Below are 13,749 nucleotides of genomic sequence, written 5' to 3'. Positions count from 1 at the left end.
TTCAGAACCGCGGGTGGTCGCCGGACAGCACCGCGCGCGGACCGTCCGGGTCTTCGGCGGGCTGGACGTCGCCGAGAATCCACGCGGGCACGTGCCGTGCGGTGAGCACCGCCAGCGCCCGGTCGACGTCCTCGGCGGACACGATCGCGACCATGCCGACGCCCATGTTGAACGTCTTCTCCAACTCCGCGCGCTCGACCTTGCCGCGCTGCCCGATCAGGGCGAACACCGGAGCCGGCGTCCACGTGCCGCGTTCGAGCTTGGCGACGAGGCCGCGCGGCATCACGCGGGCGAGGTTGGCTTCGAGGCCGCCGCCGGTGATGTGCGCGAACGTGCGCACCTCGGTCTCGGCGACCAGCGCGAGGCAGTCCTTCGCGTAAATCTTGGTCGGCTCGAGCAGTTCCTCGCCCAGCGTGCGGCCGAACTCCTCGACGTGGCCGTCCAGCGGCATCCGCGCGATGTCCAGCAGCACGTGCCGGGCCAGCGAGTAGCCGTTGGAGTGCAGGCCGGACGAGCCCATCGCGATCACGACGTCGCCGGGGCGCACCTTCTCCGGCGACAGCAGCGCGGACGCCTCGACCGCGCCGACGCCGGTGGCCGACAGGTCGTAGTCGTGCTCGCCCATCAGGCCCGGGTGCTCGGCCGTCTCGCCGCCGAGCAGCGCGCAGCCAGCCTGGACGCAGCCCTCGGCGATGCCGCCGACCAGCGCCGCGATCTTCTCCGGCACGACCTTGCCGACCGCGATGTAGTCCTGCAGGAACAGCGGCTCGGCCCCGGTGACGACGAGGTCGTCGACCACCATCGCGACCAGGTCGATGCCGACCGTGTCGTGCTTGTCGAGCGCCTGCGCGACCGCGATCTTGGTGCCGACGCCGTCGGTGGAGGAGGCGAGGATCGGCTCTTTCCACTTGTCGAGCTTGAGGGAGAAGAGCCCGGCGAAGCCGCCGACCCCGCCGCGCACCTCGGGCCTCGTGGCCCGCTCGGCGTGTGGCTTGAGCAGCTCGACGGCCTGGTCACCGGCGTCGATGCTGACCCCGGCGGCTGCGTACGTGGCGCTCGTGGACTCGCTCACGGAAGCGGACTCCCTACTGGACATGCTTGGTTCACGGACGCCGGACGGCGTCTTCGGCACCGTACCCGGCGGCGCTGACCGGAGTCGCCGCGCCACCTGCGGCGTCCATGCTTTCGAGCAGGTGCTTGCCGATGAGCGCGTCCTCGGGCAGCGGAATCGGGTACTCGCCGGAGAAGCAGGCCGTGCACAGCCGCGACTTCGGCTGCTCCGACGCCGCTACCAGGCCGTCCAGCGAAATGTAGCCGAGCGAATCGGCTCCGATCGAACGGCGGATGCCGTCGAGGTCGACGCCGTTGGCGACGAGTTCAGCGCGCGAGGCGAAGTCGATGCCGTAGAAGCACGGCCACCGCACCGGCGGCGACGCGATCCGCACGTGCACCTCGAGCGCGCCTGCCTCGCGCAGCATCCGCACGAGCGCGCGCTGGGTGTTGCCGCGGACGATCGAGTCGTCCACCACGACCAGGCGCTTGCCGCGGATGACGTCGCGCAGCGGGTTCAGCTTCAGCCGGATCCCGAGCTGCCGGATGGTCTGCGACGGCTGGATGAAGGTGCGCCCGACGTAGGCGTTCTTGACCAGACCGGTGCCGTACGGCAGGCCGGAGCCCTGTGCGTACCCGATCGCGGCCGGGGTGCCGGACTCCGGCACGGGCATCACGAGGTCGGCGTCGACCGGGTGCTCGACGGCCAGCTTGCGGCCGATCTCGACGCGCGTGGCGTGCACGCTGCGGCCGGCGATCGACGTGTCCGGACGGGCGAGGTAGACGTACTCGAAGACGCAGCCCTTGGGCTCCGGGTTCGCGAACCGCGACGAACGCAGCCCCTCGGCGTCGATGGCGATCAGCTCGCCCGGCTCGACCTCGCGCACGAACGACGCGCCGCAGATGTCGAGCGCGGCGGTCTCGCTCGCCACGACCCAGCCGCGCTCCAGCCGGCCGAGCACCAGCGGGTGCACGCCGTGCGGGTCGCGCGCCGCGTACAGGGTGTTCTCGTCGGCGAAGACCAGGCAGAACGCGCCCTTGAGCGTCGGCAGCAGCTCGAGCGCGGCGGCCTCGATGCCCTTGTCGGCGGCGTTCGCGGCGAGCAGCCCGCAGACGAGGTCGGAGTCGCTGGAGGACCCGGTGAGCCCGGCGTGCGGCTTCAGCCCCGCGGCGACGGTGCGGTCGCGCAGCTCGGCGGTGTTGACCAGGTTGCCGTTGTGCGCGAAGGACAGGCCGCTGCCGGTGTCCGTGGTGCGGAAGATCGGCTGGGCGTTCTCCCAGATCGTGGCTCCGGTCGTGGAGTACCGGCAGTGCCCGACGGCGATGTGCCCCTGCAGCGACTGCAGGACCTGCTCGTCGAAGACCTGGCTGACGAGCCCGAGGTCCTTGAACACGACGATCTGCGAGCCGTCCGAGACGGAGATGCCCGCCGCCTCCTGCCCGCGGTGCTGCAGGGCGTAGAGGCCGTAGTAGGTGAGCTTGGCGACTTCTTCCCCGGGAGCCCAGACGCCGAAGACGCCGCACTCCTCACGAGGTTCCGGATCGGGTTGATCTTGATCTTCGGGTCGAGCAGGACTGGCGGAGGGGTCGGAAACCACCGAGGAGCTCCCAGGAAGACGCGGGCGGGCCAGGTCCAAGTGTAAGGGGTGGATGAGGGCGGGAAGCGGGTTGTGGCGTGGTTCTGACCACTACGGGGGAGTGAGTTGTGGAGCGGTGATCTGGTTTTGGAGCGGGGGTCTCGTTGGGTTGGGTCTTGGGTCGTTCGGCTCGTCGCCTGGCGGCGACGTTGCCGTTCTTTGGCTGGGCAGGCACCCCGAAGCCGATTGTGATGACGGTCTGAGGGTGGTTGTCAAGGCGGGAAAGATGCCTTGACAACCACCCTCAGACCGCATTTTGGCTTCATATCGGGGTGCAGGGCGGGGGGTGGCTGCATGGCTGAGTTGAGGAGGCGGGATGCGGTTTAGGGCCGCGCGGCTGGGGTGGGCGGGCGCGTTGGGGGTCGCGGGTGGGGCTGGCCGCCCGCAGGTGGCGTCGGGGGTGCGGGATGCGGTTTAGGGCGCGCGACCGGGCGCATGGTCGCGTTGGGTTCGCGGGTGGGGGCTAGCGCCCCAATGTGGCGTTGGGTGCATGCGACGCACCCAATGTGGCGTTCGGTGCGTCTGACGCACCCAATGCCACATTGGGGCGCATCGGCGGCGGAGGTGAGCGCGGGGTTGCGCGGGTCGTGAGGGGAACCCTGAGGGAATCAGAGTTCCTGAGGGTGGCCCTCACGGCAGCAGCTCAGGCACGCGCGACGGCGGGGGGCAGAAATGAACCAGGCCCCGCACGAAGTGGATTGGGCCACTTCGTGCGGGGCCTGAAATCTGGGAGGCACCGGTGGGGACAAAAGCGCGGGGAGAAGGGGCGAATCAGCGAGCGGCTAGCCACTTCGAGCGGCCGCCTCGGCCTGGGACCCAGCAGCCGCTCGCGGAGGCTGCGACGGGGGCCGGTGGGCGCTCGGGGAGGGCCAGCACTTCGCCCAGTACCTGGCTTGCTTCGCCGCGCGAGCGCCACAGCGTGGTCGCGGGGGCGAAGATGTTCTGCTCGCCGCCAGGCAGGCGCGTGGCCTCGACGTCGTCCTCGGCATTGAGCCGGACGACGTCCACCACATTGTCGTGGACTCGCACTCCGACCACGGCCTGCACTTCGCCGCTGCCGTCCGTCGGGTGGACGAACTGGTAGCCGCGGTCAATCAGTTCTTGCAGGCCTTGCTCGATGTCGAAGCTGGGTCCGACGACGTTGGCCTCAGCCGAGGACATCGTCGAATTCGCCGTCCTTCGCGCCGGCGAGGAAGGCCGCCATTTCCGCGCGCGTGTAGACGAGCGCGGGGCCCTCCGGGAAACGCGAGTTCCGCATCGCGATCTCGCCCGAGACCAGCGGGGCTACTTCAACACAGTTGCCTACCGCGCCGCTGTAGCTCGCCTTGCGCCACTGGGCGCCGGTCAGACGGTCGGCCGGAATACCGTTCTCGAACCGCTCAGCCATGATGCCACCTTCCGGGAAGGACGATGAAAAGCTCAGGAATCTGCATGTGCATCTGCCCGCGACTTCGACGCTAGCACGCGCGCATGCAGCGGTAAATGCACGTGCAGAATTTTCTGCAAATTTCTCACTGCGTGACGACACGGTTCAGTAGAAGTTCCCAGACAGGTGATTCGAGCACTACCTGAACGGGCTAATTATCACCTTGGGTAACGATATTGGCGGTCTGATAACGCACCGCGTTCGTGACTCGCTGCCGCTGGGTGCAGCGGGTGAATGAAGAACACTGACCGTGATGGCTAAAGGGGCGAGAAGAAGGCGTCGGACCGGGTCAGTGGAAACAGTCTCCGGACTTATGCACGCTCGGTGATGAGAATGCGGGTGGGCGTTCGCTATTCGGTTACCGCTCGCCCGGACGGCGGGGGCGGGATTCTTCGTGGGGAGAATTTCAACCGGGGGCAAGAGCCTCGGTGCGGAAGAGAGAGCAGCGCTTAGATCTCGGCCTTGCGCTTGGCGATGCGGGCCCGGCTGCGCTCGGGGGTCTCCGCGTCGACAGCCAGCAGGTCCAGCGCTCGGCCGTACTTCTCGATCTCGTCGCGCTTGTCCAGGTAGTGCGCGCCGGTCAGGTACTCGACGTAGACGATGTTCGGCAGCTCCGCCTCGGCGAAGCGCAGCAGCGAGAACGCGTGCTCGGCCGACAGACCGCTGCGGCAGTACGGCAGGATCTGCACGGATACGTGCGGCAGCGTGGTGACCTCGAGCAGGTATTCCAGCTGCTGCCGGAACACCTTCGGGCCGCCGATCGGCCGGTACAGCACCGATTCGTCGAGCACTGCCCAGATCCGCGGCGCGTCGGGGCGGGCCAGCATCTTCTGCCGCCGCATGCGCAGGGCTACCAGCTGGTCCACGCGTTCGTCGGCCATTTCCGGGCGGCCGTGGCTGAAGATCGCTCGCGCGTACGGTTCGATCTGCAGCAGGCCGGACACGAACAGCGGCTCCCAGATCTGGATCCGGGACGCCGCCTCCTCAAGACCGACGAGGTCGGTGAACCATCCGGGCACCGTCTCCCCGAACTTGCGCCACCAGCCCGCTTCGTTCGACTGCTTGACCATGTCGAGGAACGCTTTGCGCTCTTCGTCGTCGGAGACGCCGTACATGGTGAGCAGGTCGGCGACGTCGCGTTCCTTGAAGCCGACTCGGCCGAGTTCCAGCCGGGAGATCTTGGATTCCGAACCGCGGATGTTGTAACCGGCCTGCTGGCGCGTGATCCCGGCTTCCTCGCGCAACCGGCGAAGCTGCGAGCCGAGGATCATCCGGCGCGCTGTCGGGCCGAGGCTCTGCTCGCCGGCGGACACGCCTACCGCGTTCATGACCAGGGCCCTTCCATTGCCGCTCGTACGAAATCCGACTACCCAAAGTACACGCATGGCACTGCCCGGACAGCGTGGCACAGGCCCGCGTTCAGGGGATTCTACGGAGTGTGTGCCTCAGAAGACACACCCGCGGGAACAATTCCGGCGGAAAATCAGATCCGCACGACCGGAAGCCAGTGCGAAAGGTCCGCGCGGCTGCCCGAGGCGGATACCCGTGCGGCGCTCAGCGCGTCGTCCCAGTCCAGGAGGCCGGTGGCCAGTTCGAGCCACGTCCGCGGGTCGGTCTCGATCACGTTCGGCGGCGTGCCGCGGGTGTGGCGCGGGCCCTCGACGCACTGCACCGCGGCGTACGGCGGGACCCGGACCTCGACGGTGTGCCCGGGTGCGTCCTGGGCGAGGGTCCGCAGCGTCGCGCGCACCGCGGCGGCCAGGTCGGGGCGCGCCGGATCCGGTCCGTCGCCGCGCAACCAGTCCGAAACGGCCAGCACCGCCGCTCGTAACTGAGCGGGATCGACCGAACGCGAAGAGGCCATGCGACAACAGTAGAGTGACGGCGAACGGAGTTTCAGGCACCCGGCACCGAGGGACGGCGATGGCGCAGCGGGACGAGGCAGATCGGATGGTTTCCCGGACCCCGGCGGGCAAACGCGCGCGCCGGAACGCGTATCCGCGCCGCGGGCCGCAAGGAAAACCCGAGATCACTCCCGAGATGCGGGCCAACGCGCGGACCAACCCGAACAGCTGGCTGTATGTCATCGACGAGGCCTTCGACGCTCGCGGTCCGGTGCCGTCGTGGGCGGTCGTCGGCGCGTACCCGGTGAACGGAACGGGAGAGGTCGTCGAGGACTTCCACCCCAACGACCGGTACCGGCCCTCGCCGAAGGCGCTCGGCTTTCCCGAGCCGCGCAACGAACTCGAGCGGCTGCTGCAGATGGTCCGCACCGAGCACCGGCCCGCCGAAGACCTGCCGCGCGTCATCCTCGATTCGACGCTGCTCGTCTACGCCCTGTCCCCGGTGCAGCGCACGGTGATCGGCTTCCACAACGCCGACGGCCGGGTCATGGTCCCGGCGTACACGTCGAAGTCGCTGGTGCCGCGCGAATGGCCGCACGCCCGCGCGGTGCTCGGCCGCGACATCGTCGGGCTGCTCGCCGGACATCCGCTCGCGGTCAACCCGCACGACCTGATCACCGCGGTCGTGCCGGCCGAGCACCTCATGAAGGCGCTGGCCGAAGAACGGCGCTGACCTGGGCAGACCACTCTGCCGAGTGATCATGATTCGCCGAAGTCCCCGCATCCGGGCATCGTGACGCAGTAGGAGTACACGCGTCCGGTGAGGAGCCCTGGGTGAAGCGTCATCTGCTGCTGCGCTGGAGCGCGGTTCTCTTCGCCGGGATCACCGGCACGTCCCTGTGTGAAACGGCGGAGGCCGCGCCGAGCTACGCCGGGGCCGCGGACAACTACGCCGGTTCGCAAATCGCGAAGCACGAAGGCGTGCTGGGAGCGCCGAACATCTCCTACACGACGGCGGATCAGTACCTCGGGCACGACGTCAGCGGACACCAGGGCCCGGTCGACTGGCCGGCCGCCGCCGGAGCTGGCGCGAAGTTCGTGTACGTGAAAGCGACCGAGGGCACCGGGTTCGTCAGCGGGCAGTTCGCCCAGCAGTACAACGGTTCCTACCAAGTGGGGATGGTCCGCGGTGCCTACCACTTCGCACGGCCGGACGTGTCCGACGGCGCGGCGCAGGCCAACTACTTCCTCGCACACGGCGGCGGCTGGTCGGCCGATGGCAAGACGCTTCCGGGCGCACTCGACATGGAATACAACCCCTACGGCGAAACGTGTTACGGCAAGGACGCGAACGGGATGGTCGCGTGGGTTCGCGCGTTCTCCGACACCTATCGCGCCCGCACCGGACGGCTGCCGACGATCTATACGTCGACCAGCTGGTGGAAACGCTGCACCGGAAACAACCCTTCTTTCGGAGGGAATCCGCTCTGGATCGCGCGCTACAACTCCTTCATCGGCGAACTCCCGGCGGGCTGGGGACAGCACGCCATCTGGCAGTTCTCGAACAGCGGGACGCTGCCAGGCGACCAGAACTGGCTCAACGGAGCCCAAACAGCCCTGCGCAATCTGGCATTCGGGTGAACATTCGTGACGTTGTCACGAATTAGTCATCACCGCCCGATGAAAATCACCCACTCGCCCATTCATCTTCACGGAACTTGATGACAAACGACGATTCGTCCTCAAGAATCTCCCCCGTGGCGGCTACCTGCACATAGCCGCCCTCCGCGAGGGTATCTGTGAAGGGATCGACGATGTCCACTTCCCGAAGAGGGCGGCGCACCGCGCTGCTGTCCGCTCTGACCGTCCCGGTTGTCGCGCTCCTGCTCGGCGCTTCAACGGAGGCGACGGCCGCCCCGGCCGAATCCCCGCTTTCGGCGCGGGAGATCAACGCCGTCAACGCCGACATCCAGGCGAACAACCACACCATGGGTTCGCAGATCCGGCGCGTCGAGGGGGATCAGTCCACCCCCGAGACGAAAACCGCCGCGCAGCAACCGCAACCGGGCGCCGCGCTGCCGAACCAGGTGGCGGCCGCCGTCGCCGGCATCGACGTGTCCGGTTACCAGGGCAATGTCGACTGGGGCAACTGGTGGGGCCAGGGCAAGCGGTTCGTGTGGACCAAGGCCACCGAAAGCACCACTTACACGAACCCGTACTTCGCCCAGCAGTACAACGGTTCCTACAACCAGGGATTCATCCGGGGCGCCTACCACTTCGCCACGCCGAACACCTCCAGCGGCGCGACGCAGGCGAACTACTTCGTCTCGCACGGCGGCGGCTGGTCGCGCGACGGCAAGACGCTGCCCGGCGTGCTCGACATCGAGTACAACCCTTACGGCGCGACCTGTTACGGCCTGAGCAAGGCGTCGATGACCGCGTGGATCAAGGACTTCCACGACACCTATCACGCCAGGACGGGCCGCTGGCCGGTGATCTACACGTCGACGAACTGGTGGAACCAGTGCGCCGGCGGCGATTTCTCCAGCACCGCGCCGCTGTGGATCGCGCGGTACGCGTCCTCGGCCGGAACGCTGCCGTACAACTGGGGCTACTACACCGTGTGGCAGTACACCTCGAGCCCGCTGGACCAGGACACGTTCAACGGCGCCTACGACCGGCTGCAGGCACTCGCCAACGGCTGATCTGAGGGCGCGCACAGACGCGGCTCCCGGTTCACCCCGCCTCCTGCCAGGCGGGGCGGCCGGGAGCCGCTTTTGTGCGAGCTTTACCCGCCTTGCACAATGCAGACCTGGGGCGGAGACGGAACCGCCTGAGCCGGCGGGGCGTCAGACCGCGGCGCGAGTCGGTGCAGCAGGAAGGCGGAACCGGAGATGACTTACCCACCGCAGCCCGGACAGGGCGGGGATCCTTACGGCCAGGGCTGGCAGCAGCCCGGCTCGGGCGGGGTGCCGCAGCAGCCGGGGTGGGACCCCAACCAGGCTCACCAGCAGCCGGGCTGGGACCCGAACGCCCAGCACCAGCAGCAGCCCGCCTGGGATCCGAACGCCCAGCAGCAGCCGCAGCAGGGCTGGGACCCGAACGCTCAGCAGCAGTACCCGGGGTACCAGCAGCAGCCGTACCCTGGCACCCAGCAGTTCCCGCAGCAGGGCTGGGACCAGCAGCAATACCCGGGCGGACCGGGCGGCGAGCCGCCGAAGAACAACAAGACCGGGCTGTGGATCGGCATCGCCGTCGCGGTCGTCGTGGTGGTCGCGCTGGGCATCACCGGGTTCGTCGCGCCGGGGTTCTTCCTGAGCAAGGACGACAAGGGCAGCTCGCAGGCGCAGCCGCCGGCCCCCGCTCCGTCCCCGTCCCAGTCGTCGGAGGCTCCGCTGCCGAGCGACTCGTCGTCGCCGTCGACGGATTCGAGCGAGGACCCCGGCTCCAGCGGAGCCTCGGGCGAGGCGAAGCAGGTCATCGACAACTTCCTCGCCAAGCTCAACGCCAAGGACGCCGCCGGCGCCACCGCGCTGGCCTGCCAGGGCACCGAGAGCATGTCGAAGCGCAGCATCGACGAGACCACCAGCGGCGACCCGCAGCTCACGCTGGGCAAGGTCACCGCGGGCAGCGCCACGACGAGCGCCCGGATCACCGGCACGCTGTCGGGCAAGGACGCCAGCGGCACGATGGTGATCATGAACCGCGGCGGCGGTTACTGCGTGGGGCTGTACCTGATCCTGGCGTTCTGACCCGGTGCGCTCGCCGCTGCTGTGGACGTTGATCGCGTCCGTGGCACTGCTGTGCGGGGTCGGTGGCTGGTTGCTTACCGACCCCGCGACGAGCCGCAGTGAAGCGCTCAAGACCGCCGGTCTCGCCGGTGGCGCGGTCGTCGCGTTGTACGCGTTGTGGCTCAACGACCGCCGTCGCCGCGTCGAGGAGGCGCGGCAGGTGATCGAGCAGCAGCGGCACGACGTCGACCGCGAGCGGATCTCCGACGAGCGGTTCGCGAAGTCGGTGGAATTGCTGGGGCACGAGGCCGATCAGGTGCGCGTGGGGGCGTTGCACGCGCTGGCCGGGCTGGCGCGCACGCGGCCGGAGTATCGGCAGACTGTGCTGGACGTGCTGTGTTCTTATCTGCGGCGGCCGTTCATTCATGGCCGCTATGAGGGTGTCGACGTTACGCCCGAAGAAGAACGCGAGCTGCAGGTGCGGCTTACCGCGCAACGGCTGATCCGGGACCTGCTGCCACTGTCCGATGTGGACGGACCAGGTCCGGACCTCGATCTGACCGGCGCAGTACTCGAGTATTTCGACCTATCCCACCGCCGGATCGGCGGATTGCTGCTGCGACACGCTTCGCTGTACAGCAGCACGAACTTGAGCGGCTGCGTCTTCACCGGCCAGGCTTACTTCACCGCCGCGGGCACCGGACCCGGTCGTCTCGTGGGCGTTTTCCGTTGCCGCAACACAACTTTCCAGGACCGGGCTTGGTTCTCCGGCACCGCGTTCTCGGAGCGGACGAATTTCTCCGACACCGCGTTCAAGGGCCCGACCACCTTCAAGGGTGCGACTTTCGCGAAGGAAGTCCTGTTCGACGGGGCGACTTTCGCGGATTCGGCGGAACTCCGGCTGCCGGACGGCTGGAAGCTGGAACCTCGGAATGGCGGATATGTCGCGACGCCAAGCTGAGTAGCATCGAAAAACCGTGGACGTCTACGAAGCGGTGCGCTCCCGGCGGTCGGTCCGCGGCTTCCTCGGCAAGCCGGTGCCCGACGAAGTCCTGACCCGAGTCCTCACCACGGCCTTGCGCGCGCCCTCCGGCGGAAATCTGCAGCCGTGGCGGGTGTACGTCCTGACCGGCGCGAAGCTGGCCGAGCTGAAATACCTGGTCCGAGAGCGGATCACGGACGGCGACACCGGTGATCCGCCGCAGGTGCTGCCCTATCCGGAAACGCTGCCCGAGCAGTACGCGCGGCGGATCGAGGAGCTGGGCGCGCTGCGCTACGGAGCGGTCGGCATCGCGCGGGAAGACCGCGCGGGCCGGGAGCGAGTCCGCGTCCGGAATTGGGACTTATTCGGCGCTCCGGTCGGCCTGTTCTGCTATCTGAACGAGCAGATGCTGCCCCCGCAATGGCTGGACGCGGGGATGTTTTTGCAGACCGTGATGGTGCTGCTGCGCGCGGAGGGGCTCGACAGTTGCGCGCAAATCGCGTGGGGCCGTTACCACCGGAGCGTCACGGAAATCGCGGAGCCGCCCGCCGGTTATGTCCTCGGATGCGGCATGTCGATCGGGTACGCCGATCCGGACGAGCCTCGGCCCGCGATCCCTCGGGCACCGCTGGCGGAGGTGGTCACGTTCCGGTCGTGAGTGCCGGTGCCGGTCAGCACCGGCACTCACGAGGCCTCAGTCGAACAGGGCCGGAAGGGTCTTTTCCCAGGTCTCGCGCAGTTCTTCGAGGCTGAACTCCGTGACACCCTGGATCTCCAGAGTGCCGGAATCCGGGTCGACGACGCCGGTCTTGCGCCACGGCAGGCCGCGCGCGGTGCACATCTCGGTGAACCGCAGCTCCTCCGTGCGCGGGACCGCCACGAGCACGCGGCCGGACGACTCGGAGAACAGCTGCACGAACGGGTCCTGGTCGCGGTCGAGGAAGACCCGGGCCCCGCACTGCCCAATGAGGACAGTTTCGGTGAGGGCCTGTGCGAGCCCGCCGTCGGCGAGGTCGTGCGCGGCGGAGATCATGCCGTCACGCGAACCGGCCACCAGGACGTCGGCCAGCAGCTTCTCGCGGGCCAGGTCGACGCGGGGCGGAACGCCGCCGAGGTGGCCGTGCAGCTCGCGGGCCCAGGCCGAACCGTCCAGCTCGTCGTGGGTGTCGCCGAGCAGCAGCAGCGTCTCGCCCGCCTCCGCGCCGATGCCGGTCGGGATGCGGCGGGTGACGTCGTCGATCACGCCGAGCACGGCGATCACCGGGGTCGGCAGGATCGCCGTGTCGCCGGTCTGGTTGAAGAAGCTGACGTTGCCGCCGGTCACCGGGATGCCCAGCTCGACGCACGCGTCGGCGAGACCGTGCACGGCCTGCTCGAACTGCCACATCACGCCCGGGTCGGTCGGGGCGCCGAAGTTGAGGCAGTCGGACACCGCGACCGGGGTCGCGCCGCCGGTGGCGACGTTCCGGTAGGCCTCGGCCAGCGCGAGCTGCGCGCCGCGGTACGGGTCGAGGTAGACGAACTTCGCGTTGCAGTCGGTGGCCACCGAGACTCCGCGGTTGCTCTCCTCGTCGATCCGGATCATGCCCGAGTCGGACGGTTGGGACAGCACCGAATTGCCGCGCACGTAGCGGTCGTACTGCGCGGTCACCCATTCCTTCGACGCCTGGTTCGGCGACGCGATGAGCTTCAGGAAGTCCGCGCGCAGTTCCTCCGGCGTCGACGGACGCGGCAGCTTCGCGGAGGTGTCGGCGATGAGGCCGTCCTGGAACGCGGGGCGCTCGATCGGGCGGTCGTACACCGGGCCCTGGTGCGCGACGGTGTGCGCGGGCACATCGACCACGATCTCGTCGTTCCAGGTGATCACGAGGTGCTCGCCGTCGGTGACCTCGCCGATGTCGGTGGCGATGACGTCCCACTTGGCGCAGACCGCCATGAACGCGTCGACGTTCTCCGGCGAAACGACAGCGCACATGCGCTCCTGCGATTCGCTGGAGAGCACCTCGGCGGGCGTCATTCCGGTGGCGCGCAACGGAACCCGGTCGAGGTAGATGTGCATGCCGCCGTCACCGGCCGCGGCCAGCTCGGACGTCGCGCACGACAGCCCGGCGCCGCCGAGGTCCTGGATGCCGACGACCAGCTTTTCGCGGAACAGGTCGAGACAGCACTCGATGAGCACCTTCTCGGTGAACGGGTCGCCGACCTGCACGCTGGGCAGCTTGCGCCGGCCCGCTGCGGATTCGTCGCCGGAGAAGGTGTCGCTGGCGAGCACGGACACGCCGCCGATGCCGTCGAGGCCGGTGCGCGCGCCGAACAGGATGATCTTGTTGCCGGAGCCGGAGGCGAACGCCAAGTGCAGGTCCTCGGTGCGCATCGCACCGACGCACAGCGCGTTGACCAGCGGGTTGCCCGCGTAGGAGGGGTCGAAGACCAGCTCGCCACCGATGTTCGGCAGGCCGAGGCAGTTGCCGTAGCCGCCGACGCCCGCGACCACGCCGGGCAGCACGCGCTTGGTGTCCGGCGCGTCGGCCGGGCCGAAGCGCAGCGCGTCCTGCACCGCGAGCGGCCGCGCGCCCATCGCCATGATGTCGCGGACGATGCCGCCGACGCCGGTGGCCGCGCCCTGGTACGGCTCCACATAGGACGGATGGTTGTGGCTCTCCACCTTGAAGGTGACCGCCCAGCCGTCGCCGATGTCGACGACGCCCGCGTTCTCGCCGATGCCGGCCAGCATCTTGGCCTTCATCTCGTCGGTGGCGGTCTCGCCGAAGTAGCGCAGGTGCTTCTTCGAGGACTTGTAGGAGCAGTGCTCGCTCCACATCACCGAGTACATCGCGAGCTCGGCGTCGGTGGGCCGGCGGCCGAGGATTTCCCGGATCCGCGCGTACTCGTCTTCGGCGAGGCCGAGTTCGACGTACGGCTGGCTCGTTTCCGGGGTCGCCGCGGCCACTGCGGTGGTGTCAACTGTGCTGGTCACGGTGTCCGTGTCAGGGTTCGCCACACCTCCAAGACTACGTGTCGGCCGGGTCACACCCGCAGCCGCCCAGGCTGGTCGCGCGGGGATAAATCAGTCGCGCTG

The 13,749-nt window shown here is 68.6% G+C and carries 14 protein-coding genes; 6 read left to right on the top strand and 8 right to left on the bottom strand.

Annotated elements, in window-relative coordinates:
- Position 1 precedes the first annotated feature (1 nt).
- The 6 genes from purM to AB5I40_RS28485 all read right to left on the bottom strand — a co-directional run bounded on the left by purM (position 2) and on the right by AB5I40_RS28485 (position 5,977).
- Entirely contained in the window at positions 2–1,072 is a 1,071-nt protein-coding gene (purM, locus tag AB5I40_RS28510) for a phosphoribosylformylglycinamidine cyclo-ligase (protein ID WP_182892735.1), read from the bottom strand.
- Between the two features lie 31 nt (positions 1,073–1,103).
- Entirely contained in the window at positions 1,104–2,648 is a 1,545-nt protein-coding gene (gene purF, locus AB5I40_RS28505; protein WP_370933217.1) for an amidophosphoribosyltransferase, read from the bottom strand.
- 810 nt (positions 2,649–3,458) lie between these two features.
- Positions 3,459–3,848 carry a hypothetical protein gene (locus tag AB5I40_RS28500; protein WP_370933215.1) on the bottom strand — a complete coding sequence of 130 codons (390 nt, stop codon included), beginning with the start codon at positions 3,846–3,848 and terminating at the stop codon, positions 3,459–3,461.
- Positions 3,835–4,074, bottom strand: coding sequence for a DUF397 domain-containing protein (locus AB5I40_RS28495; RefSeq protein WP_009084772.1), 240 nt, complete (start codon positions 4,072–4,074; stop codon positions 3,835–3,837). Before AB5I40_RS28495 ends, AB5I40_RS28500 begins: the two co-directional genes overlap by 14 nt.
- A 488-nt stretch (positions 4,075–4,562) precedes the next feature.
- Entirely contained in the window at positions 4,563–5,441 is an 879-nt protein-coding gene (locus tag AB5I40_RS28490) for a helix-turn-helix transcriptional regulator (protein WP_354745996.1), read from the bottom strand.
- 155 nt (positions 5,442–5,596) lie between these two features.
- Positions 5,597–5,977 (bottom strand): sterol carrier family protein, encoded by a 381-nt coding sequence (locus AB5I40_RS28485; RefSeq protein ID WP_370933213.1) that lies wholly within the window; start codon positions 5,975–5,977, stop codon positions 5,597–5,599.
- A 59-nt stretch (positions 5,978–6,036) separates the two neighbouring features.
- Between AB5I40_RS28485 and AB5I40_RS28480 the strand changes: the two genes are divergently transcribed.
- Positions 6,037–6,690 (top strand): type VII secretion system-associated protein, encoded by a 654-nt coding sequence (locus tag AB5I40_RS28480; RefSeq protein WP_037808668.1) that lies wholly within the window; start codon positions 6,037–6,039, stop codon positions 6,688–6,690.
- 116 nt (positions 6,691–6,806) lie between these two features.
- Positions 6,807–7,598: a lysozyme gene (locus AB5I40_RS28475; protein WP_370940625.1), complete on the top strand. Its 792-nt coding sequence runs from the start codon at positions 6,807–6,809 to the stop codon at positions 7,596–7,598.
- A gap of 46 nt (positions 7,599–7,644) precedes the next feature.
- Here the strand turns inward: AB5I40_RS28475 and AB5I40_RS28470 are convergent, their stop codons facing one another.
- Positions 7,645–7,779: a hypothetical protein gene (locus AB5I40_RS28470; RefSeq protein WP_255443103.1), complete on the bottom strand. Its 135-nt coding sequence runs from the start codon at positions 7,777–7,779 to the stop codon at positions 7,645–7,647.
- On the opposite strand from AB5I40_RS28470, the gene AB5I40_RS28465 reads away from it, so the two are divergent.
- From AB5I40_RS28465 to AB5I40_RS28450, 4 genes are all read left to right on the top strand, one after another.
- Positions 7,772–8,662, top strand: coding sequence for a lysozyme (locus tag AB5I40_RS28465; RefSeq protein WP_370933211.1), 891 nt, complete (start codon positions 7,772–7,774; stop codon positions 8,660–8,662). The two genes, AB5I40_RS28470 and AB5I40_RS28465, sit on opposite strands and share 8 nt — an antisense overlap.
- Positions 8,663–8,851: 189 nt before the next feature.
- Positions 8,852–9,709 carry a hypothetical protein gene (locus tag AB5I40_RS28460; RefSeq protein WP_370933210.1) on the top strand — a complete coding sequence of 286 codons (858 nt, stop codon included), beginning with the start codon at positions 8,852–8,854 and terminating at the stop codon, positions 9,707–9,709.
- Positions 9,710–9,713: 4 nt separating this feature from the next.
- Positions 9,714–10,649, top strand: a complete 936-nt coding sequence (locus AB5I40_RS28455; RefSeq protein ID WP_370933209.1) for a pentapeptide repeat-containing protein — start codon at positions 9,714–9,716, stop codon at positions 10,647–10,649.
- A gap of 16 nt (positions 10,650–10,665) precedes the next feature.
- Complete coding sequence (locus tag AB5I40_RS28450; protein WP_370933207.1) at positions 10,666–11,328, top strand: nitroreductase; 663 nt, start codon at positions 10,666–10,668, stop codon at positions 11,326–11,328.
- 36 nt (positions 11,329–11,364) lie between these two features.
- On the opposite strand, the gene purL is transcribed toward AB5I40_RS28450, so the two are convergent.
- The gene (gene purL / locus AB5I40_RS28445) at positions 11,365–13,671 is read right to left on the bottom strand and encodes a phosphoribosylformylglycinamidine synthase subunit PurL (RefSeq protein WP_370933205.1); all 2,307 of its coding nucleotides are present in this window, start codon (positions 13,669–13,671) and stop codon (positions 11,365–11,367) included.
- Positions 13,672–13,749 lie beyond the last annotated feature (78 nt).

Origin of the sequence: Amycolatopsis sp. cg13, assembly GCF_041346965.1 — a bacterium.
GTDB lineage: Bacteria > Actinomycetota > Actinomycetes > Mycobacteriales > Pseudonocardiaceae > Amycolatopsis.
This window is presented reverse-complemented; position numbering and strand designations above follow the sequence as displayed.

Coding starts and splice junctions, on each gene's coding strand:
- AB5I40_RS28500 (WP_370933215.1), bottom strand. CDS start 3,848: ATGTCCTCGGCTGAGGCCAACGTCGTCGGACCCAGCTTCGACATCGAG.
- AB5I40_RS28495 (WP_009084772.1), bottom strand. CDS start 4,074: ATGGCTGAGCGGTTCGAGAACGGTATTCCGGCCGACCGTCTGACCGGC.
- AB5I40_RS28490 (WP_354745996.1), bottom strand. CDS start 5,441: ATGAACGCGGTAGGCGTGTCCGCCGGCGAGCAGAGCCTCGGCCCGACA.
- AB5I40_RS28485 (WP_370933213.1), bottom strand. CDS start 5,977: ATGGCCTCTTCGCGTTCGGTCGATCCCGCTCAGTTACGAGCGGCGGTG.
- AB5I40_RS28480 (WP_037808668.1), top strand. CDS start 6,037: ATGGCGCAGCGGGACGAGGCAGATCGGATGGTTTCCCGGACCCCGGCG.
- AB5I40_RS28465 (WP_370933211.1), top strand. CDS start 7,772: ATGTCCACTTCCCGAAGAGGGCGGCGCACCGCGCTGCTGTCCGCTCTG.
- AB5I40_RS28460 (WP_370933210.1), top strand. CDS start 8,852: ATGACTTACCCACCGCAGCCCGGACAGGGCGGGGATCCTTACGGCCAG.